The organism is Streptomyces sp. NPDC058796, assembly GCF_042745235.1.
GTDB lineage: Bacteria > Actinomycetota > Actinomycetes > Streptomycetales > Streptomycetaceae > Streptomyces.
The window spans coordinates 392,578-411,538 of record NZ_JBHYOP010000004.1; the positions used below are offsets into that span (position 1 = coordinate 392,578).

The 18,961-nt window shown below is 74.3% G+C and carries 14 protein-coding genes and 1 pseudogene; 12 read left to right on the forward strand and 3 right to left on the reverse strand.

From position 1 onward, the window contains the following. The 3 genes and pseudogenes from ACFW47_RS13640 to ACFW47_RS13650 form a co-directional block, all read right to left on the reverse strand. Nucleotides 1-549 (reverse strand): annotated as a pseudogene (locus ACFW47_RS13640) (hydrogenase expression protein); the annotation flags it as partial. Between the two features lie 88 nt (nucleotides 550-637). After that, a complete protein-coding gene (locus ACFW47_RS13645) occupies nucleotides 638-2,086 on the reverse strand; it encodes a DUF4157 domain-containing protein (RefSeq protein ID WP_386280595.1) in 1,449 nt (482 codons plus the stop codon). A gap of 148 nt (nucleotides 2,087-2,234) precedes the next feature. Next, nucleotides 2,235-4,046, reverse strand: coding sequence for a hypothetical protein (locus ACFW47_RS13650; RefSeq protein ID WP_386305887.1), 1,812 nt, complete (start codon nucleotides 4,044-4,046; stop codon nucleotides 2,235-2,237). Nucleotides 4,047-4,311: 265 nt separating this feature from the next. Between ACFW47_RS13650 and ACFW47_RS13655 the strand changes: the two genes are divergently transcribed. The 12 genes from ACFW47_RS13655 to ACFW47_RS13710 all read left to right on the forward strand — a co-directional run bounded on the left by ACFW47_RS13655 (nucleotide 4,312) and on the right by ACFW47_RS13710 (nucleotide 18,858). Beyond that, nucleotides 4,312-5,919, forward strand: coding sequence for a phage tail sheath subtilisin-like domain-containing protein (locus tag ACFW47_RS13655; protein ID WP_386305889.1), 1,608 nt, complete (start codon nucleotides 4,312-4,314; stop codon nucleotides 5,917-5,919). A 62-nt stretch (nucleotides 5,920-5,981) separates the two neighbouring features. Further along, a complete protein-coding gene (locus ACFW47_RS13660) occupies nucleotides 5,982-6,425 on the forward strand; it encodes a phage tail protein (protein WP_073729680.1) in 444 nt (147 codons plus the stop codon). Continuing rightward, nucleotides 6,425-6,922, forward strand: coding sequence for a hypothetical protein (locus ACFW47_RS13665; protein WP_386280588.1), 498 nt, complete (start codon nucleotides 6,425-6,427; stop codon nucleotides 6,920-6,922). Before ACFW47_RS13660 ends, ACFW47_RS13665 begins: the two co-directional genes overlap by 1 nt. After that, nucleotides 6,919-7,077: a DUF6760 family protein gene (locus tag ACFW47_RS13670; RefSeq protein WP_198941426.1), complete on the forward strand. Its 159-nt coding sequence runs from the start codon at nucleotides 6,919-6,921 to the stop codon at nucleotides 7,075-7,077. The genes ACFW47_RS13665 and ACFW47_RS13670 overlap by 4 nt, the downstream gene beginning before the upstream one ends. A gap of 2,106 nt (nucleotides 7,078-9,183) precedes the next feature. Further along, a complete protein-coding gene (locus tag ACFW47_RS13675) occupies nucleotides 9,184-10,686 on the forward strand; it encodes a hypothetical protein (protein ID WP_386305890.1) in 1,503 nt (500 codons plus the stop codon). A 54-nt stretch (nucleotides 10,687-10,740) separates the two neighbouring features. Further along, nucleotides 10,741-11,163, forward strand: a complete 423-nt coding sequence (locus tag ACFW47_RS13680; protein ID WP_073729682.1) for a phage tail protein — start codon at nucleotides 10,741-10,743, stop codon at nucleotides 11,161-11,163. A 39-nt stretch (nucleotides 11,164-11,202) separates the two neighbouring features. Then, entirely contained in the window at nucleotides 11,203-11,925 is a 723-nt protein-coding gene (locus ACFW47_RS13685) for a LysM peptidoglycan-binding domain-containing protein (protein WP_073729683.1), read from the forward strand. Next, entirely contained in the window at nucleotides 11,925-13,850 is a 1,926-nt protein-coding gene (locus tag ACFW47_RS13690; RefSeq protein WP_386280583.1) for a VgrG-related protein, read from the forward strand. Before ACFW47_RS13685 ends, ACFW47_RS13690 begins: the two co-directional genes overlap by 1 nt. A 46-nt stretch (nucleotides 13,851-13,896) precedes the next feature. Further along, nucleotides 13,897-14,385 (forward strand): GPW/gp25 family protein, encoded by a 489-nt coding sequence (locus tag ACFW47_RS13695; protein ID WP_272586278.1) that lies wholly within the window; start codon nucleotides 13,897-13,899, stop codon nucleotides 14,383-14,385. Next, nucleotides 14,385-16,343, forward strand: coding sequence for a putative baseplate assembly protein (locus ACFW47_RS13700; protein ID WP_386280579.1), 1,959 nt, complete (start codon nucleotides 14,385-14,387; stop codon nucleotides 16,341-16,343). The genes ACFW47_RS13695 and ACFW47_RS13700 overlap by 1 nt, the downstream gene beginning before the upstream one ends. A gap of 59 nt (nucleotides 16,344-16,402) precedes the next feature. Beyond that, on the forward strand, nucleotides 16,403-16,912 hold the full coding sequence (locus tag ACFW47_RS13705) for a phage tail protein (RefSeq protein WP_386281242.1): 510 nt from the start codon (nucleotides 16,403-16,405) through the stop codon (nucleotides 16,910-16,912). Then, nucleotides 16,909-18,858, forward strand: a complete 1,950-nt coding sequence (locus tag ACFW47_RS13710; RefSeq protein ID WP_386305892.1) for an NADase-type glycan-binding domain-containing protein — start codon at nucleotides 16,909-16,911, stop codon at nucleotides 18,856-18,858. The genes ACFW47_RS13705 and ACFW47_RS13710 overlap by 4 nt, the downstream gene beginning before the upstream one ends. Nucleotides 18,859-18,961 lie beyond the last annotated feature (103 nt).

Consider the following 18,961-nt stretch of genomic DNA (forward strand, 5'->3'; position numbering starts at 1 on the left):
GATCACCTGCCGCGGCTTCAACGTCGTCTCCACGAACGCCGCACGACCCGGCTCGATCTGCACATTCCCCGGACGAACCTCGTACGACAGATGATCGCCGGTATCACTCCCCGAAACCGACGCCGTCACCTTCGTATTGCCCAGGTTGTCCACCGCCAGCCGCGGCCGCCCCCGAAACCGCCCCTTCACCGTCGGCGGCACCAACTCCGCCCGCACCTCCGTGAAAGGCGTGACCGTCAGATTCCCCTCCGGAACCGTCACCGCCTCCGGATGCTCCGTCGGCGTGATCCGCACCGCATACGGATTCGGACCCGCCACCGCATCCGACGTACGCGGCGGCGCAAACGTCAGCTCCACCGTCCCCGTCGTACCGGGATACAACCGCAACGTCTGCGGCTCGACCACCGTCCAGGGCGCCACATCCCCCACCGGCTCGAACCGGTACTCGTCCACCACATCGCCGGTGTTACGCACCCGCAGCCGCACCCGCGTACTACTGCCGGGATCGACGGTGACGGACGCGGGCTCCAGGGAAGTCCAAAGGCTCACGCGGCGCACGCTAGAGGGCGGGTGCGGAAGCCGCAGGAGTCTTCCGGGCAGCGACGGCGGTCAGGGGGACCGGCGTCAGTGCCCTCCGCTACTTCTTCTGCCATCCACTCTGCGGCAGGGCCAGACCACCCGGCACCTTCAGCTCGAAGGCACCGCCGATCGCGGCGTCCAGTGCGGTGGCGGGATCATTGCCCGCGTTGAACACCGAAGCGGCCAGCAGCTCCTTCAGTTCGGTACCCGAGCCGCGGAACGCCTTCGCTCCCCGCAGGGCCGCACGCGCCCCGTCGGCGTCCATGTTCTTGTTCATCCGCTCCAGCAGGTCCGCGGAGACCCAGCAGTCAGCGATGCTGTCCAGGTCCCACTCGGCGTACCAGTGGGTGTTGTTGAGCCAGGGTCGCGGCGGCACTTTGCCGCCTACGGCCACCAGGTAGAACGTGAACTTGATGTTGCCCAGCGAGCGCCAGTCCGCCACGTTCGTGTTGGCGCCCGCCCGTCCGGCGGCCGCGTTGTCGTACGTCGTCATGACCTCCTGGAAGGACGGCTTCACGTTCGGGTCCGTACCCGTGTAGTGGCGGATCGTCCACTTCTGGTCGCGCAGACTCTTCGACTGGGTCTTCAGGACGCTGGAGATCCTGTGCTTCTTGATCTCCTTGATGTGGGAGAGCATGTCGAAGTCCTGCTGCCCCTCGCCGGGCGGGAACTGCTGCTGGGTCATGTACTGCATCAGCTCCCAGGCGTCGTCCTTGGAGTGCCCCGACGCCTCCAGTGCGGCAACCATCTCGCTCGGGGTCTTGGCGGAACGCAGCGCCTCGTCCCCGGCTCGCTGCACCGGGGCGTCCCACAGCCCCGTGCTGCGCTGCACGGCCTCGTCCCGCTCGTCCGAACCGGCCGCGACCGCCCGCTGCGCCACCACGGACGGGGCGGTCGCGGCCCCCGCCGCGAAGGCGGCGCCGTCCGCCTCGGCCGCCCGTTCGGAGTCCTGGCCCGGGTCGGTCACGGTGACTCCGGCGCCGTTGCTGTTGCCGGTCTCGCGGTGGCCCCGGAGGTTCTTGTCGACGTGGCCCAGCTCGTGGCCGATGAGGTCCTTGCGGCCGGTGGCCTGTGGCCCGAGGAACACGTGCGTGCCGACCGTCATGGCCTGCGCGCCCAGCGCCGCGGTCGCGCGCTGGGCCGTGGGGTTGTCGTGGATGCGGGCGGCGGAGAGGTCGTTGCGGTAGAAGGCCGTCGCCTCGGAGAGCAGCGACCCCCCGAGCGGACGGCTCGGGGAGGCCATGGCCTCGTCCAGGAGCCGCCGCTGGCCCGCCGGGCTGCCGTCCTCGATCCCGCCGTGCCCGCAGCCGGCGCCGTGCACGTGCTGGTCCTGGCCGACGAGGCGCGAGACGGCCCGGTTGCCGACGGAGCGCTGGAGCGCCAGGGCCGTCCGGGGGGTCACCGGTCCGCCCGTCGCGCCGACGACGGGCGCGGTCACCGCCCGGCGCGGGGTCCGACCGGCCTTCGCGGCCTTGTCGCCGACGGCTTCCTCGTGAGCGCGCACCATGCTCCCCTTCACACTGACCGGGCGGTCCCCCACCAGCCTTACCTCCCGCCCCCGTCCGCCGACAGGTCCGGGAGGGCAGCGAAGAGGGCAGTGGTGCTGCCGGCCGGACGTGAGGGGGAGTCACGCCGGCCGGTGACGCGGGTGGTCCTCAGGCCGAGGAGAGCTGGTTGAAGATCTCCTTCTCCCAGGCGCTCTGCTCCGCGGGGTCGTTGAGCGAGGCTTCCCACTCCTCCTCGGTGCGGCTGTGCTGGGACGGGCCGGCCTTGAGCACCTTCAGGAGCGCACGCGCCGAGACACGGACGTCGTCGGGAACGTTCTTGCCCACGTGAACGGCCGGCCCGGCCGCGAGCGCGTAGAGCTTCTGCGCCATGTGCCGGCGCTCGCCCTGCTGCACGGACTTCGTCACCTTGAAGAACTCCAGCACCGCGTCGCCCCGGCCGACGCCGGCCGCCGGTGCCCCGGGCTCCGCCGCGCCGGTCTCCTCCTGGGCCCGGGTGGGGCGGGCGAACCTGTCCGGGTGCCGCGCCTCGACGTACCGGTTGCCGCCCGCCCTGACCCCCTTGTAGACGGCGTTGCCGAGCAGCAGGGCCGCCGCCGTCCCCGCCACGGCGGGTGCCGCCGGACCGCTGACCGCCCCGGCGACGGCCGCGATCGCCAGCCCGCCGCCGGCGGCACGCACCGTGTTTCCCCCCAGGTTGGTGACGCGCTTGCCCAGCTTGGTGTGCTGCTTGTGCCGCGCGTACCTGCCCACGTCGGCGAGGTCGGCCCGCAAGTGCTCGGTGAGGACGGCGACCTGCTGCCCGTACTTCGCGACCTCGGCCTCCCGCGCGGCGGCGAGGCCGTACAGCCGGCGTGGCGGCAGGGCCCTGACCCGCTCCAGCCGCTCCTGCGCCCGCCCCAACCGGTCGAGTACGTCCTGGAGACGTGCCGCCTCCACCGGCGCCCCGGCGGGAAGCGCCTCGACCACCTCCTTGAGGGCACGGTTCTTGTGGTAGGTCCGCCAGACCGCGGCGGCCTCCCGGACGGCTATCAGCGTGGAGTAGAAGACGCCGGCCCCGCCGGTCGTGATCCCGAGGGCGGGCGCCCCGCCCAGGTCCCCGGCGTTGCGCACGGCGGCGTTGGCCATGCCGCTGACGTCGCCGACGACCATGCCGGAGTTCTGGGCCACGCCGAGCCGTTTCCCCTTCCAGTCCTTCCTGGACTTGTGGGAGTCCGGCCCCGTCCCCGCGCGGCCCCCGTACCCGGCCTTCAGGGCACGCAGGTCGTTGAACAGCCCCAGGGAGTCGGTCACGACGTTGATCCCGGTGCCGACCTGCCCCTGGATCGCACTGGCCTCGACCAGACCGGCGTTCGACGTGCCCTGCCCGTGGGTGCGCACACCGCCCTCCGTCGGCGCGTTGACCCGGGTGGCCACCGTGTCGGGCGGGTCGACGGCCTTCTTGGCCCGGTCGGCCTTGGAGGTACCGAAGAGCCGGCTGACCTTCGCGTTGATGTCCCTGAGCTTCTCCCCGGCGCCGGACAGACCCCGAAGCGCTCTGCGCCCCTGCCGCTCCTGCCCGGTGTCCGCCTCCGCCGGCCGGTGCCGCCGCTCCGCCGCCTCGGCGGCCAGCTCCGCCCGCCGGCGCCGCTCCGTCAACGCGGTCTCAGCGTCCCGGCCGTGGTCCTCCGCGGCGGTCGCCTCCTCCGGCGTCCCCGGCCCCTCCCCCGCGGCCGTCGCTTCTCCCTGCCGCCTCCGCTCCGCCGCGGCGGCGACCAGCTCCGCCCGCCGGCGCCGCTCCGCCAACGCGGTGTCCTCCAGGGCGGGGGCGTCGGCCGCGCGCTGCAGCAACGCGGCCACGGCCCTGTTTCCGGCGCCGGCCTGCAAGGAAGCCAGCGGGGTGCGGGGCCGCCGGGGGCCGTGCCGGGCCACGGCGGCAGCGTCGGTGCGAGGTGTCTGCGGCGCGCGCGAGCGGTCCAGCACGGACAACTCCCTTCGGGGATCTGGCCACGCCGGTCCGAACGGCACATGACCACCGGGCGACGTCCTGGTGAACCGACGCCCGACAACACACGATGGTGAGGCACCGAGGGCGGCCGTCGGCCGGAGAAGGCGGGGAGTCTGCCCCAACGGGCACGGCGAGGGGCAACGGGAGTGCCCCCGCTCCGGCTCCGAAGGCCGTTCCGGCGGGGGAACGCGCGCGCGAGGGTGAGGGGCGTCCTGTCTCGTACCCCGAGGAGAGCAGAGCATGCCGTCCTACCTGTCGCCCGGCGTCTACGTCGAGGAGGTGGCCAGCGGCTCGCGCCCGATCGAGGGGGTGGGCACCTCGGTCGCGGCCTTCGTCGGGCTCGCGCCGACCGGCCCGCTGAACGAGCCCACACTGGTCACCAACTGGACCCAGTACGTCGCGGCGTTCGGTGACTTCACCGACGGGTACTACCTCGCGCACTCCGTCTACGGGTTCTTCAACAACGGCGGCAGCGCCGCCTACGTCGTGCGCGTCGGCGGCTCCGCCCAGGACGCCGCCACCGGCTCCGACGGGACATCCGCTCCCGCCGCGGTCACGGGTGCCGCCACACCGGCCGCGCTCCCCGCCGCCGAGCCCAGGCAGCTCGGCACGTTCGCCGTGACGGCCACCGCCGCCGGACAGAACGGTCCGCTGTCCGTCGAGGTCGCCGACCCCGAGGGCGAGGGCCCCGCCGAGCGGTTCAAGCTGATCGTCAAGGACGGCGACAAGCCCGTCGAGACCTTCGACGTGAGCGCCAAGAAGGGCAACCGCGCCTACGTCGTCACCCAGGTCAAGGAGCGCTCCAAGCTCATCACCGTGACGGAGGCCGCGCCGTCCGCGCAGCTGGCCCGCCCGGACAACCAGACCCTGACGCTGCCCACGCCGCCCGCCGCCCCGGTGGAGAAGGCCGCCCCGCCCGCCACGGGCGAGGTCGCGCACCCCGGCCCGGCGCAGTACCTCGGCGACTCCGCCGACCGCACCGGCTTCGGTGGTCTGGAGGCCGTCGACGAGATCTCCATGGTCGCCGTGCCCGACCTGATGGCCGCCTACCAGCGGGGCGCGATCGACCTGGAGGCCGTCAAGGCCGTCCAGCTCGGCCTGATCGCCCACTGCGAGCTGATGGGCGACCGCGTCGCCGTCATCGACCCGCCGCCCGGCCTGAACGCCCGCCAGATACGCGTCTGGCGCCAGGAGACGGCCGGCTACGACTCCAAGTACGCCGCCCTGTACTACCCCTGGATCAAGACCTTCGACCCGGCGTCGGGCCAGTCCCGCCTGGTCCCGCCGAGTGGTCATGTCGCCGGCATCTGGGCCCGCAACGACTCCGAGCGCGGCGTGCACAAGGCCCCCGCCAACGAGGTCGTCCGCGGCGCCGTCGACCTCGAACTCCAGATCACCCGCGGCGAGCAGGACCTCCTCAACCCGATCGGCGTCAACTGCATCCGCGCCTTCCCGGGCCGCGGCATCCGCGTGTGGGGCGCCCGCACCCTCTCCTCCGACCCGGCGTGGCGCTACCTGAACATCCGCCGGTACTTCAACTACCTGGAGGAGTCGATCCTGATCGGCACCCAGTGGGTGGTCTTCGAGCCGAACGACCACAATCTCTGGGCCCGCATCCGCCGCAACGTCTCCGCGTTCCTGGTCAACGAGTGGCGCAACGGCGCCCTGTTCGGCCAGAGCCCCGAGCAGGCGTACTACGTCAAGTGCGACGAGGAGACCAACCCGCCGGAGTCCGTGGACCTCGGCCGGGTCATCTGCGAGATCGGCATCGCGCCGGTCAAGCCCGCCGAGTTCGTGATCTTCCGGCTGGCGCAGTTCTCCAGCGGCAGCGGGGAGCTGGAGGAGTAGGCGCCGCGCCCGACCCGTCCCCCACGCCTCCCCTCCCCCATTCCTAGAAGGACAGCGAACACATGAGTCTCCAGCCGGGTGACGCCCTCACTTCACACAACTTCGGCCTCCAGATCGACGGTGTGATGGTCGAGTACCTCGCCGAGGTCAGCGGCCTCACCCTCGAACAGGACGTCATCACCTACCAGCAGAACAGCTCGATGGGCCGGGCCGAGGTGGCGCTGCTGCCGGGCGTGCAGAAGAACGGCCAGTGCACCGTCGTACGCGGCATGACCCAGTCGGCGTCGTTCACCCAGTGGATCAACGACTCGATCCGCGGCCAGATGAGCACGGCCCGCAAGAACGCGTCGATCATCATGATGGACTTCCAGGACAACCCGGTGAAGCGGTACAACCTGCGCAACGCCTGGTGCAGCAAGATCGACACGAGCACGGTGAAGGCGGGCGAGGCGGCGGCCCTGACCGAGACCGTCACCATCGTGTTCGAAGAACTGGTCATCGAGTAATGCGGCGTACGGCTGCCAAGGCACCCGCCGCTCCACCCCAGACCGCGGCGGCGGGAGCGGACTTCCCCCGGTCGGCTCCCGCCGTCGCGCCGCCTCAGGCGCCGGCCGACCCGGCGCCCCGCCGGGAACTGGTCACCGAGTTCCCCTTCGAGCTGCCGCGCGGCTACGTCGACGAGTCGGGCACGCTGCACCGGGACGGTGTGATGCGCCTGTCGACGGCCCGGGACGAACTGGTCCCGCTGCGTGACGTGCGCGTGCAGGAGAACCCGGCGTACCTGTCGGTGGTGCTGCTGGGCCGGGTCATCACCCGGCTCGGCACGCTGACGATGGTGCACGACGGGATCGTGGAGAACATGTTCGCCTCCGACCTGGCGTTCCTCCAGGACTTCTACCGCCAGATCAACGCGGAGGGGCACACCCGTGCGGCCGTGCAGTGCCCGCACTGCTCGGAACCCTTCGAGGTGGAACTCGGCGGGAGCCGCCTGGGGGAATCGTGACGTACGCGACCGACCGGCTGCACGAGGAGATCGCGTACGTCGCCTACCACTTCCACTGGGGCCTGGACGCGATCCTGGACCTGGAGCACCGGGACCGGCGCCGGTACACGGAGCAGATCGCGTCCCTCGTGACGCGCGGCGCGGCGGAGGGCTGATCGGTGGGATTCCTGGACCGGCTGCGGGGACGCGAGGGCGCCGCCCGCGCGGGTGACGGCGGGGCGGACTCCGTGGGGAGCCCCGCAGAGCACGCGAGTACGGGGGGCAGGGCGGACGCGTCGGGCGCGGCCGCGCCGCCCGCGGCCGTCGCGGCGTGGACGTCCCTGCCGCCGATCCAGCGGGCGTCGGGCGGCGCACGGACCGGCGTCGCGGACTCCGGGTTCGGCGGGCGGCTGCCGACCTGGCAGAACCCGTCGTTGAGCGGCGCGCCGTCCCCCGCGGTCCTCGACCCGGCGGCCGGCCACGGCCTGCTCTCGGGAGCGTTCGCCGAGCCGGCACCCGAACGTCCCTCGCGGCGCCTGCCGTCGGCGTCCCCGGGCGGTGAACCGCCGGTGCAGCGAATGCCGGTGGCGCCGCTGCGGGCGTCGGCGCCGGGGGCGGGTACGGGTGCGGCTCCGGGTCCCGTCCCAGGGCCGGTCGCGTCCGCGCCGTCGGCTCCGGCTCCCGTGGGGCGTGCGCGGACCCCGTCGTCCCCGGCACCGCTCCCGCCGGTCCAACGGTCGCGCTCCGCGGGGCCGGCGACCTCCGTGACGCCGGCCCGCGGCCTCCGGGCGGCACCCGTGCCGCCCGCCGCGTCCCGGGGGCGGGACTCCCTCACCAAGGCGCCGTCCGTTCCGGCGGCCGTGCAGCGCCGGGCCCTGCCCGCGAGCCGCCGGACGGCCGACGCCGCGCCCGACTCCCCGAGTCCAACGCCGTCGTCGGCGGACGGCGACCGAGGAGATCCCGGCGCCGCCCCGGTCGCCCGTTCCGTGTCCCGTTCGGACCCGTCCGGCGTCCGTTCGGCCGCGTCGGCCGCGTCGGCCGGTGCGCCCGTCCAGCGCGCGGCGCACGCACCCAGCCCTTCGCCCGCAAGGCCGACGGGCTCCTCCGCGCCCGGGGCGACGGCCGCTTCCCCGGGCGGGCCGGCGGGCGACGCCCCGACGCCGGGCGCCGCGTCCCGGCCCGGTTCCGGTTCCGGTTCCGGTTCCGGTTCCCGGTCAGATTCCGGCACCGGGTCCGGCGGCCGGCACAGCGCCCCGGCATCCGGGACGCCGGTCCAGCGTGCCGTGAACCGACGGGAGGTGACGCCCGACTCCGGCGACACCCCGGCCTCGCGCACCAACGCGCCCGGCGACCGGGCGGCGAACACTGCCGTCTCCGGTACGCCGGTACAGCGAGCGACGCCCGACTCCGGCCCGGGTACGTCCGACACCCTGGGCACGACCGCACCAGTCGCCGGTACGCCGGCACAGTCCGCGCCCTCCGACTCCGGCACGAGCACCACGGGCGACCGCGACCCGACCACCCCCACCCCCAGCACGCCGGTCCAGCGCACGACCCCCGACCCCCGGAACACGACCGCACCAGCCACCAGTACGCCGACACGACCCACGCCCCCCGGCAACCGCCCCCCGACCACACCAAGCGCCCCCACACCGGTACAGCGAGCAACACCCGACCCCCGCCCCAGCACCACGGGCGACCGCAACCCGACCACACCGAGCACCGGTACGGCGGCACCCGGCGCCCCGGTGCAACCGGCCGCACCCGGACGCAGCGCCGCACCGGTCGGCCCGGACGGCACCACGACCGGCCTCCCCGTCCAGCGGTCCGCGTCCGCCACCCCCGCGCCGGCGGTCTCCGTCCCACGCACGCCCCCGGGGACGAATCCCGCTGACAACCGGTCCACGTCCATCCCCGGCGGCACAAAGCCCACCCCACCGGCCCAGCGCCCCGAGCCCCCACAGGGCTCCGCACCGACGGCCACCACCCGCGCCGCCCAGGCCGCCCCCGGCACGAGCCCCGGCCTCGGCGGCAGTACGACCGCCGGCAGCCCAGCCGCACGGGAAGCGCACCCGCACACCCGACCCTCCGCGACCACGGGCCGGGCAACGGCAGCCCCGGACGGCGCCCCCGCGACGAGCACCCCGGTACAGCGGTCCGCACCCCGCACCGACCGCCCGGCCGCGGCACCCGGTCCGCGCGCCGGCGTCCCCCTTCACGAAGCCGGAAGCACGACGACCGGCGCGGCACCCGGCACCCCCCTCCCTCCGGTCCAGCGAGCCGTGTCCCACGGCACCCCGGCAGCGGGCCCGTCCCTGCCCGCCGGCAAGGGGCATCGCCCCGCCACCAGCACGCCCACCCCGCCGCGCACCGTCCACGGCACGACCGGGCCGCAGCCGTCCTCAGGCCCTTCCCCGACGGACCGTCCCCTCGACGCGCCCGGCACCACGCCCGCCGTCCAGCGGCGCACGTCGGCACCCGGCCGCCCGGACGCATCGCGCCCCTCGGCTCCCGACCAGGCCCCTGCACCCCGGCAGACGGCGACGCCCCGCACCACGGCACTGCGACCGCCCACCGGCTTCTCCGCAGCACCCCCGGTGCAGCGCTCCACGGACCACTCCCCCGCCGCCGGCGCCACGCCGGTTCCCGTCGCCCGCCCAGTGACCGGGACGGCCGCCACCGGACACCCCGCCGACGCCCACGCCGTACTCCCCGCCCGCCCCGACGTCCCGACGCCCCGCCCCGGCCTCGGCGCCCCCACCTCCAGGCCCGCCGACGTACGCCCGGCCCCGGACCCGAGCCCGGAGCCCGTCGCCCCCGCGCGTCCGGCCGTCGCCCCGACCCCCCTCCCCGCCGACCGCCGGCGCTCCCCCCTCGGCGCTCCCCTCACCACCGCACCCGCCGGCAGCAGGCCGCTCGCCGCCCCGGCCCGCCCCGCCGCGACGCCGGTCCAGCGAGCCACCACCGCGGCCGCCCCCACCCCCGCGCCCCCGGCACCGGCACCGGCCCCCCACACACCCGGCACCCCCACCCACCCGCCGGTCCAGCGCGCCACCACCACCCCCGCCACGTCCGAACCCCCGGCCTCCGCCCCCGGCGCGCCCCGCAGCGCGACCGTCCCTGCTCCCCCGGCCCAGCGGACCACCGCACACACGCCACCCACCGCCCCTGGCGCCCCGACGCCCCCCGTCCAGCGCGCATCCGCCAAGCCCGTCCCCCTGCGCCGCCCCGCCCCGCCCGACGCCACCGCCGCCCGTACCGCGCTGCCCGTCGCGTCCCTCACGCCGCCCCGGACGGCACCGCCTCCCGCGCTGCACCCCACCACGGCCCCCACGACCCCCGCGGCCACCACCGCCGCGCTCCCCGTCCAGCGCGCGCCCGGCCGTAGCATCGGCGCCCTCGCCGCCGCCGCGTCGGCCACCGTCGCCGACACCCTGGGACGTTTCCGGGCGCCCTCGTCCCGGCAGTCGCCCGCGCAGCCGGGCCCGCACTCACCAGCGAACGCCCCGGCCCCACCCCCGCCCCCGCCTTACGAGCCGCCCCCCTCGTACAGCGCGGCCACGGCCCCGCCCGGTGGTCACCCGTCCCACGCGCCCGGCCCGGAGACGGACCCTCCGCCCGCGTACGCGGCGGTACCCGCGGGCGGTTTCGACCCGCGCGAGCTCACCGACTTCCAGCTCGACGAGCTGGTGCACCGCATCATCGGCCGCGTCACCCGCCTGGTCCGCACCGAACTGCGCATGGACCGCGAACGCGTCGGCAGACTCCGCGACCCCCGCGCCTGACCGGCGGCCGCCCCCTCGCGACCGACGTACCACCCGACAGAAAGGCCACCTCCGATGCCCCGCCAGGACCCGGGCTCCACGATCTGGTTCACCCTCACCATCGACGGCGAGAGCCTCGGTTACTTCAACGGGTGCGAAGGGCTGTCGTCCCACGTGGAGATCGAACAGCGCCAGGAGGGCGGCAACAACGGGTTCGTGTGGCAACTGCCCACCCGCGTCTCCTACTCCAACATCCGGCTGACCCGCCCCCTGACCCCGGACACGGCCAAGGTCGCCAAGTGGATCTCCTCCGTGCAGACCGGCATCAAGCGGCCCACCGCCCAGATCTCGGCGCTGCGTGCGGACGGGTCGCTGGTCGCTCGCTGGGGGCTCATCGAGGTGCTGCCCGTCAGCTGGCAGGGCCCCAGCCTCGACCCGGCCAGCCCGGCCGTGGCCACGGAGGTCCTGGAGATCGCCCACCACGGGTTCACGGACTGACGGCGCCCCGCAGCAGAGGGACAGAAAGGGAAGAGAGCCATGGCAAAGAGCGGCAAGGGCGCCGGCAAGAGCCTCGTACGCGCCAACCTCGCCATCCACGAACCGCCCACCGGCACGACCACCACACCCGGCGCGCTGATGCGCAGGTTCGCCTTCGAGTTCAACCCGGCGCAGCTGTCCCTCACCCAGCGCGCCCAGTGGAAGGCCACGCCGACGATGGCCGTGCGGGACGGTTCGAAACCGGAGTTCATGGGTGCCGACCCGCGGGAGATGACGCTGGAGATCTTCCTGGACTCGTCGATGAAGCCCAACGGCAACACCGTGATGAAGAAAGTCGAGTCACTGCTGCTGTGCTGCGAGGTGACCGCGAAGAGCATCGCCGCCAAGCAGCCCTCGCCGCCCTGGGTGGTCTTCGAGTGGGGCTCCTTCTCCACGGCCCGGTTCACGGCGTACGTCTCCTCGATCGAGGCGCAGTACACCCTCTTCGGGACCACCGGCGTTCCCATCCGTGCCACGTGCCAGGTGTCGCTGGTGGAGATCCCCGGCCCGACCCAGGGACAGAACCCGACCTCCGGCGCGCTCACCGCCCAGCGCGTGCACCGCGTCGTCGCCGGGGACTCGCTGCAGTCGCTGGCGTGGAGCGAGTACGGCAGTGCGGGCGCGTGGCGGGCGATCGCCGAGGCCAACGGCATCGACGACCCGTCCCACCTGCCGACCGGCACCGAACTGATGCTGCCCGCCACCGAGGAGGTGCCGCACTGATGGTGCGTCCCGCGTTCTCCAGCATCGTCGAGATCAAGGTCGGCGGAGCGAAACTGCCGTCCGACATCGCGCCCATGCTCGTGGAGGGCTGGGTCGACCAGGGTGTCGGTGTGCCCGCCGCCTTCCGCCTCACCTTCCGCGACCCCTACCGGCTGGTCCTCGGGAAACTGAACGTGCAGTTCGGCACCAAGATCGTCATTACGCCGATCGCCGACGGACAGGGCATCGGCAACCCGTTGCTGACCGGTGAGGTGACCGGCCTGGAGGCCGACTACGACGGCACCGGCAGCTTCACCGTCATCCGCGGGTACGACTACGGGCACCGCATGATGCGCCAGCGCCGGGTGGCCGCCTACCGCAATCAGAAGGCGTCCGACATCGCCCGCAAGCTCGCCGCGATGGACGGTGTGTCCATCGGCCGCATCCAGCCGACGAAGGGCATGTACGGGTTCATCAGCCAGTCCAACGTGACCGACTGGGACTTCCTGTCCCGGCTCGCCGACGAGAACAACATGGTCATGTCCCTGGACGCCAAGGGGAAGTTCCGCTTCGTCACGCCGAAGCCGTCGGCGGGGGCGCCCTCGCCGAGGACGGACGGCGACAAGAGCACCTTCGTCCTCCAGGCCGGCCACGACATCCTGCGGCTGCGGGCCGCCGTCACCGCCGCCGACCAGGTGGGCAAGGTCGAGTCGCGCGGCTGGAACGTCACCACCAAGAAGAAGATCACCGAGGTCGCGCCCGCCACGACCGACCCGGGCTTCAGCATCGGCACGACGCCCGGCCAGGCGGCCGGGAAGTTCAAGCCCGCCAAGCTCGTCGAGACCGCCAGCCCCTACGACAGGCAGGACGAGGTCCGGCACGCGGCCAAGGCCCTCGCCGCCGACGTCACCTCCTCCTTCGCCGAGCTGGAGGTCGCCGTCTACGGCAACCCCGACCTCCGGCCCGGCGTCCCCGTGGCGCTCTCGGACGTCGGCAAGCCCTTCGAGGGCAAGTACACGGTCACCTCCGTGCGCCACGTCTTCGGCGACGGCAAGCACTACGAGTCGTGGATCACCGTCAGCGGACGCCAGTGGCGTTCCCTGTACGGGCTGGCCTCGGGCGGCGGAGGCGGGGGTGTGGACGCCGCGAGCGCGGCGCGGCTGCCCAGCGTCGCCAACGCCGTCGTCACCGACGTACAGGACCCGCTGAAGCAGGGCAGGGTCAAGCTCCAGTTCCCGTGGCTGGACGACACCTACGTCAGCGACTGGGCACGCAGCGTGCAGCTGGGCGGCAAGGGCGGCGGCGGGGTCTTCCCCATGGACGTCGGCGACGAGGTGCTGGTCGGCTTCGACCGGGGGGCGCTGGACCACCCGTTCGTGATCGGCGGGCTCTACAACGGGCGGGACCTGCCGACGAAGGTCTCCGACGTGCCGCTGCACGACGGACTGAAGAAGCAGGCCGCCCGGCACACCCTGTCCGACCGCCAGGGCAACCGCGTCGACCTGCTCAGCCAGCGGACCGGCGGGCGCAAGCAGGGCGTGCGGATCGCCAGCGGCAACGACAAGCTGATCATCAACCTCGACCGCACCCAGACCGAGATCACCGTCGACAGCAAGGGCTCGGTCACCATCACCGGCAGCCGCTCGGTGTCGGTGGAGGCGGGCACCAGCCTCACCCTGCGCGGGCGGCGCTCGGTGATGATCGACAGCGGCGGCCCGCTCACCCTGAAGGGCAAGGCCCTGGTCAGCCTCACCTCGCTGGGCGGCGCGGTCAACGTCAACGCGATGGGCGGCGCCATGAACCTCTCGTCGAGCGGCATGACGTCGATCAACGCCACCGGGATGGTCTCGGTCAACGCCGTGGCCAACGTGAACATCAAGGGCATCAAGGTCGACCTCCTCGGCGCCGTGTTCGTCAACACCGTGAAATACCCGCTCCCCGCATGACAGGCACAGGACCAGGCACAGGAAGCAGAAGGCAGGTGGCCCACTGATGGCCGAACAGTTCGTCGGCTCCGGCTGGGCGTTCCCCATGCGCATCGGACCCACCGGCGGCATCGCCCTGGTCAGCGGCGAGCGCGAGGTCGAGGAGGCCATCCGGCTGGTCCTCGCCACCGCGCCCGGCGAGCGGCCGATGCGCCCCGAGTTCGGCTGCGCCATCCACGACCTGGTCTTCGCCCCGGTCAACGAGCAGACCGCGGGCCGCATCCAGCACGAGGTGTACGTCAGCCTGGACCGCTGGGAACCGCGCATCGAGGTCCACGAGGTCGACGTCAGCACGGGCACCGACCAGAGCGTCCTCTACATCGACGTCCGCTACTCGATCCGCGGCACCAACAACCCGCGCAGCCTCGTCTTCCCGTTCTACGTCATCCCCTCCCACGACGAGCCGGACCTGCCCGGCGGCTCCGCGGGGCCGGGCGGTACCGCCGGTCCCGGTGGTCCCGCCGGCCTCCCGGGCTCTCCCGAAAGCGACCGCTGATGTCCCTGCCCTCCCCCAACCTCGACGACCGCCGCTTCCAGCAGTTCGTCGACGACGCCAAGCGCTACATCCAGCAGCGCGCCCCGGAATGGACCGACCACAACGTCTCCGACCCCGGCGTCACCCTCGTCGAGACGGTCGCGCACATGGCCGACCAGATCGTCTACCGCCTCAACCGGGTCCCCGAGAAGAACCACCTGGCCTTCCTCGACCTGGTCGGCATCACCCTCTTCCCGCCCTCCGCGGCCCGTACGGACGTCACCTTCTGGCTGTCCGCGCCGCAGGAGGACGCGGTCCTCGTCCCGTCCGGCGCCGAGGTCGCCACCCTGCGCACCGAACGCGACGACGCCGTCGTCTTCGCCACCGAACGCGACCTGGTCGTCGTACCGTGCGCGCTCGGCCGGCTCGTGGTGCAGCACCGCGGCGAGCCCGTCACCGACCGCACCACGGACCTGGCCGAGGGCAAGGACCTCATGTGCTTCGCCGAGGCCCCGCAGCCCGGCGACTGCATGCTCATCGGCCTGACCGCCGCCACCCCCGACTGCGCCCTCGCCCTCGAACTCGACAGCCGCGTCGACGGCGTCGGCGTCGACCCCCGCCAGCCGCCGCTGGTCTGGGAGGCGTGGACGGAGGACGGCTGGCAGTCCTGCGAGGTCGACCAGGACGGCACCGGCGGCCTCAACCGCCCCGGCGACATCGTGCTCCACATACCCGGCGGGCACGTCCTGTCCCGCAACGGCGGCCACGAGGCGGGCTGGATACGCTGCCGGGTCACCGACCCGCTGCCCGGCCAGCCGTTCTACACCACGTCCCCCACCATCCGTTCCGCCGAGGCCTACACCATCGGCGGCACCACCCGGGCCGTGCACGCCGAGACCGTCCACGACGAGGCACTCGGCGAGTCCACCGGCCTGCCCGGCCAGCGGCTGCGGCTCGCCCACGCCCCCGTCGTCGCCGACGACCCGCCCGTCCTCCTCCAGACCGCCGCCGACGACGGCTGGCAGGACTGGCGGGTCGTCCCGCACTTCGCGGCCTCCCGCCCCGACGACCACCACATCACCCTCGACGCCGCCACCGGCGAGATCGCCTTCGGCCCCGCCGTACGCGAACCCGACGGCACCCTGCGCCAGTACGGCACCGTCGCCCCCAAGGGCGCCGTCATCCGCGCCCGCCGCTACCGCACCGGCGGAGGACGGGCCGGCAACGTGGCGCGCGGCGCCGTACAGGTGCTGCGCACCTCCATCCCGTACGTCTCCGAGGTCGTCAACCGCGAGGCCGCGCGCGGCGGGGTCGACGGCGAGACCGTCGAGGAGGCGAAACTGAGGGCGCCGATCACCCTCCGCGCCCAGGAACGCGCCGTCACCCTGCGGGACTACGAGGAACTGGCCCGCCGTGCCGCCCCGGAGACCGCCCGCATCACCTGCCTGGAGGGCGAGGAGGGCGAGCACGGCGCCTACGCGGTCCGCGTCCTGGTCGTCCCCCAGGCCGTACCCGACCCCGGCGGGCGCCTCCGCTTCGAGCAACTCGTCCCCGGCGACGCCCTGCTGGCCCGCATCACCCGCCACCTCGACGAACGCCGCCTGATCGGCACCCGCCTCGCCGTCGGCCCGCCCTACTACCAGGGCGTCACCGTCGTCGCCACCGTCCACGCCTTCCGCGGCACCGACACCGACCGGGTGCGCCGCCAGGCCCACGACGCGCTCTACCGCCACCTCGACCCGCTCACCGGCGGCGCCGACGGCAAGGGCTGGCCCTTCGGCCGCCCCGTTCAGACCGGCGAGGTCTTCGCGGTCCTGCAGCGCGTCCCCGGCGTGGAACTCGTCGACGAGGTCGTCCTGCACCCCGCCGACCCCCTCACCGGCAAGCGCGGCGACCCCACCGACCGCATCGACCTCCAACCGCCCTCGCTGGTCTTCTCCTTCGACCACCGGGTCCGCGTGATCGGGGACGGCACGTGACGACGACGCCCTACCGGGGCTCCGTCGACGGTCTCGGCTCCTCCCTGCCGCTGGGCACGATGCTGCCCGCCGTCTTCGCCGACGACGACCTCGCCCAGCGGTTCGTCGGCGGCCTCGACGACGTCCTCGCGCCCATCCTCAACGTCCTCGACTGCCTGGACACCTACTTCGACCCCGCCCTCACCCCGGTCGACTTCGCCCAGTGGCTCGGCACCTGGGTCGGCGCCGAGACCGACGGCACCGAACCCGAGCCCCGGCTGCGCGCGGCCGTCGCCGCCGCCGCCCGCCTGCATCGCGTGCGCGGCACCCGGCAGGGGCTGGCGGAAGCCGTGCGGCTCGCGTTCGGCGCCGAGCCGGACATCAGCGAGAGCGGCGGCGCCGAGTGGAACGCCCGCCCCCTGGGCCCCTTCCCCGGCACCCCGCGCCCGCACCTGCACGTCGCCCTGCGGCTGCCCGACCCGACCCCGGCCGACCGGCACCGCCTGGACGCCCTCGTCGCCGCGGCCCGCCCCGCCCACATGCCCTACACGGTCGAAGTGACCGCCTCCGAAAGGACCCCGGAGAGATGACCACGCAGAACTGCGCCGAGTGCGGAACGCGCGCGGAACCGGGCCAGTCCTTCTGCGACGCGTGCGGCGCCGTACTCCGCTGGGAGCAGGCCGGTCCCGCCCGCGCCGCCCGGCCCGCCTCCGCACCGTCCGACCAGGACCCCGGCTGGGACGCCTTCGACCGCCCCGGCCCCGGCGGCACGGGGGTGCCCCCGGCCCGCTCCGGCCTCGCGGGCCGGCCGTCCGCCGGGGACGGACCGGACGCCGGTGCCGCTCCCGGACACCGGGACGCGCAAGCGACGGGGTCGGACGCGGGCACGGCTCGGGACACGGGAGGGGGGACGGCCCCGGACCCGGGGGCTCAGCCCACGACGGGCGCGGGAGCGGCCCCCGGCACGGGAACGCCCCCGGGGGCGGGGACGGGGACACCCCCACAGTCGCCCCCGGCTCCGGGCACGGGAGCCGCCGACACCACCGGGCCCCACCGCACCGCGGACACGCGCCCCGGCGCGGAGGCCCCCGTCAACGGCGCGGCCACGAGCACCGCCTCACCGGCCGGCACCACGGCACCGGCAGCGAGCACCACGGCGCCCGCCGCCCCCGACACCGTGAGCGCCGCTCGCGCGGCGAGGGCGGCTCGGGCCGCCAGGACCGCGAGGGTGGCGGCAGGAACCGCGGGAACGGCCACCGCGCCCACCAGCACCACCGGGACCCCGGAAGCCGCCTGGCCGGCCGCAGCAGCCGGCACGGTCCCCTCGGCCGGGGCACCCGCCCCCTCCGGGACCGCACAGCCCGGGGCCACGACCACCCCGCCCCCTTCCGGGACCACCCGGCCCAGCGCCCCCGCCTGGTCGACCGGCGCCGCCACGGCTCACGCGGCCCCCGAATCTCCCGGGACCACACCCCCGTCCGCCACGGCCGACACACACCCCACCGGCCCGGCGCGCCCCGCCCCCGCGTCCTCCGCTCCGGCCCCCGACTCGGAGGAAACCGCCCCCACCACCCCCATACCCCCCGGGCCCGCCGACGCCGCGAACACCCCGAACAACTCCCTCAGCGACACCATGAACCACCGCGCGCGCTCCCTCCTCGTCCCCGTCGCCGACCCGGAGACGCCCGCTCCCGCCCCGCCCCCCGCGGTCGCCCCGGTGCTGCCCGGCCGCCCCGACGCCGACCGGCCCCAGGTGCGCACCCCCGGCCACCAGCCGGACATCGCCAACGGCCCGCCCTGCCCGTGGTGTTCGACGCCCAACCGGCCCGACCGCCACTACTGCGCGCGCTGCGCGATGCCACTGGACCGTACCGGCGAGGGCGAACCGCGCCCCGCCCCGTGGTGGCGCCGGCTCTTCGGCGGGCGGCGCGACGAGACCCCCTGGGCGGGCGACCGGCCGCGCCTGCGCCGCGTGTTCGACCGCATCGGCACCTGGATCACCCTGGCCGTCGTGGTCACCCTGGTGGTCCTCGGCTTCGTCTACATCCCCGACGGCGTCCAGGCCACCCGCGACCACTTCGCCAAGCGCGCCCCGGTCTCCCCGGACCGGATCACGGCCTCCCGCTCCTTCACCGGCCACGAGCCGGAGCTCCTCATCGACAAGCGCAGCAACACCTGGTGGGGCCCGGGCATCTCGCAGTCCGGCCAGGGCCAGTGGGTCGAGGTCAGTTTCACCGAGCCGACCCGGCTGCTGGACCTGATCATCACCCCGGGCACCTCCACCAAGCCCGACCAGCTCAACAAGTCCGCCCTGCCGCACCGTGTCGAGGCGACCATCACCAAGAAGGACGGCAGCACCACGACCCGCGACCTCACCCTGGACCAGGGCGCCGGCGGCCAGCGCCGTCCCTTCCGCGTCGGTGAGGTCACCAAGGTCCGCTTCACCATCGAGTCGGCACACGCGGCCTCCGCCGACAAGCAGGTCGCCATCGCGGAGATCGAGTTCTTCGGCCCGTCCAGCGCGAACCGCGCCTGACCCGCCCGGCCCCCCGCCCCCGCGCCACACCGGGCGGGGGGCCGCTTGCGCCGAATGGCCGCCGTGCCGCGCGCCCGCGGCCGGCCGGCCAGAGCCTGGGCCC

Coding starts and splice junctions, on each gene's coding strand:
- ACFW47_RS13645 (WP_386280595.1), bottom strand. CDS start 2,086: ATGGTGCGCGCTCACGAGGAAGCCGTCGGCGACAAGGCCGCGAAGGCC.
- ACFW47_RS13655 (WP_386305889.1), top strand. CDS start 4,312: ATGCCGTCCTACCTGTCGCCCGGCGTCTACGTCGAGGAGGTGGCCAGC.
- ACFW47_RS13660 (WP_073729680.1), top strand. CDS start 5,982: ATGAGTCTCCAGCCGGGTGACGCCCTCACTTCACACAACTTCGGCCTC.
- ACFW47_RS13665 (WP_386280588.1), top strand. CDS start 6,425: ATGCGGCGTACGGCTGCCAAGGCACCCGCCGCTCCACCCCAGACCGCG.
- ACFW47_RS13680 (WP_073729682.1), top strand. CDS start 10,741: ATGCCCCGCCAGGACCCGGGCTCCACGATCTGGTTCACCCTCACCATC.
- ACFW47_RS13685 (WP_073729683.1), top strand. CDS start 11,203: ATGGCAAAGAGCGGCAAGGGCGCCGGCAAGAGCCTCGTACGCGCCAAC.
- ACFW47_RS13690 (WP_386280583.1), top strand. CDS start 11,925: ATGGTGCGTCCCGCGTTCTCCAGCATCGTCGAGATCAAGGTCGGCGGA.
- ACFW47_RS13695 (WP_272586278.1), top strand. CDS start 13,897: ATGGCCGAACAGTTCGTCGGCTCCGGCTGGGCGTTCCCCATGCGCATC.
- ACFW47_RS13700 (WP_386280579.1), top strand. CDS start 14,385: ATGTCCCTGCCCTCCCCCAACCTCGACGACCGCCGCTTCCAGCAGTTC.
- ACFW47_RS13705 (WP_386281242.1), top strand. CDS start 16,403: ATGCTGCCCGCCGTCTTCGCCGACGACGACCTCGCCCAGCGGTTCGTC.
- ACFW47_RS13710 (WP_386305892.1), top strand. CDS start 16,909: ATGACCACGCAGAACTGCGCCGAGTGCGGAACGCGCGCGGAACCGGGC.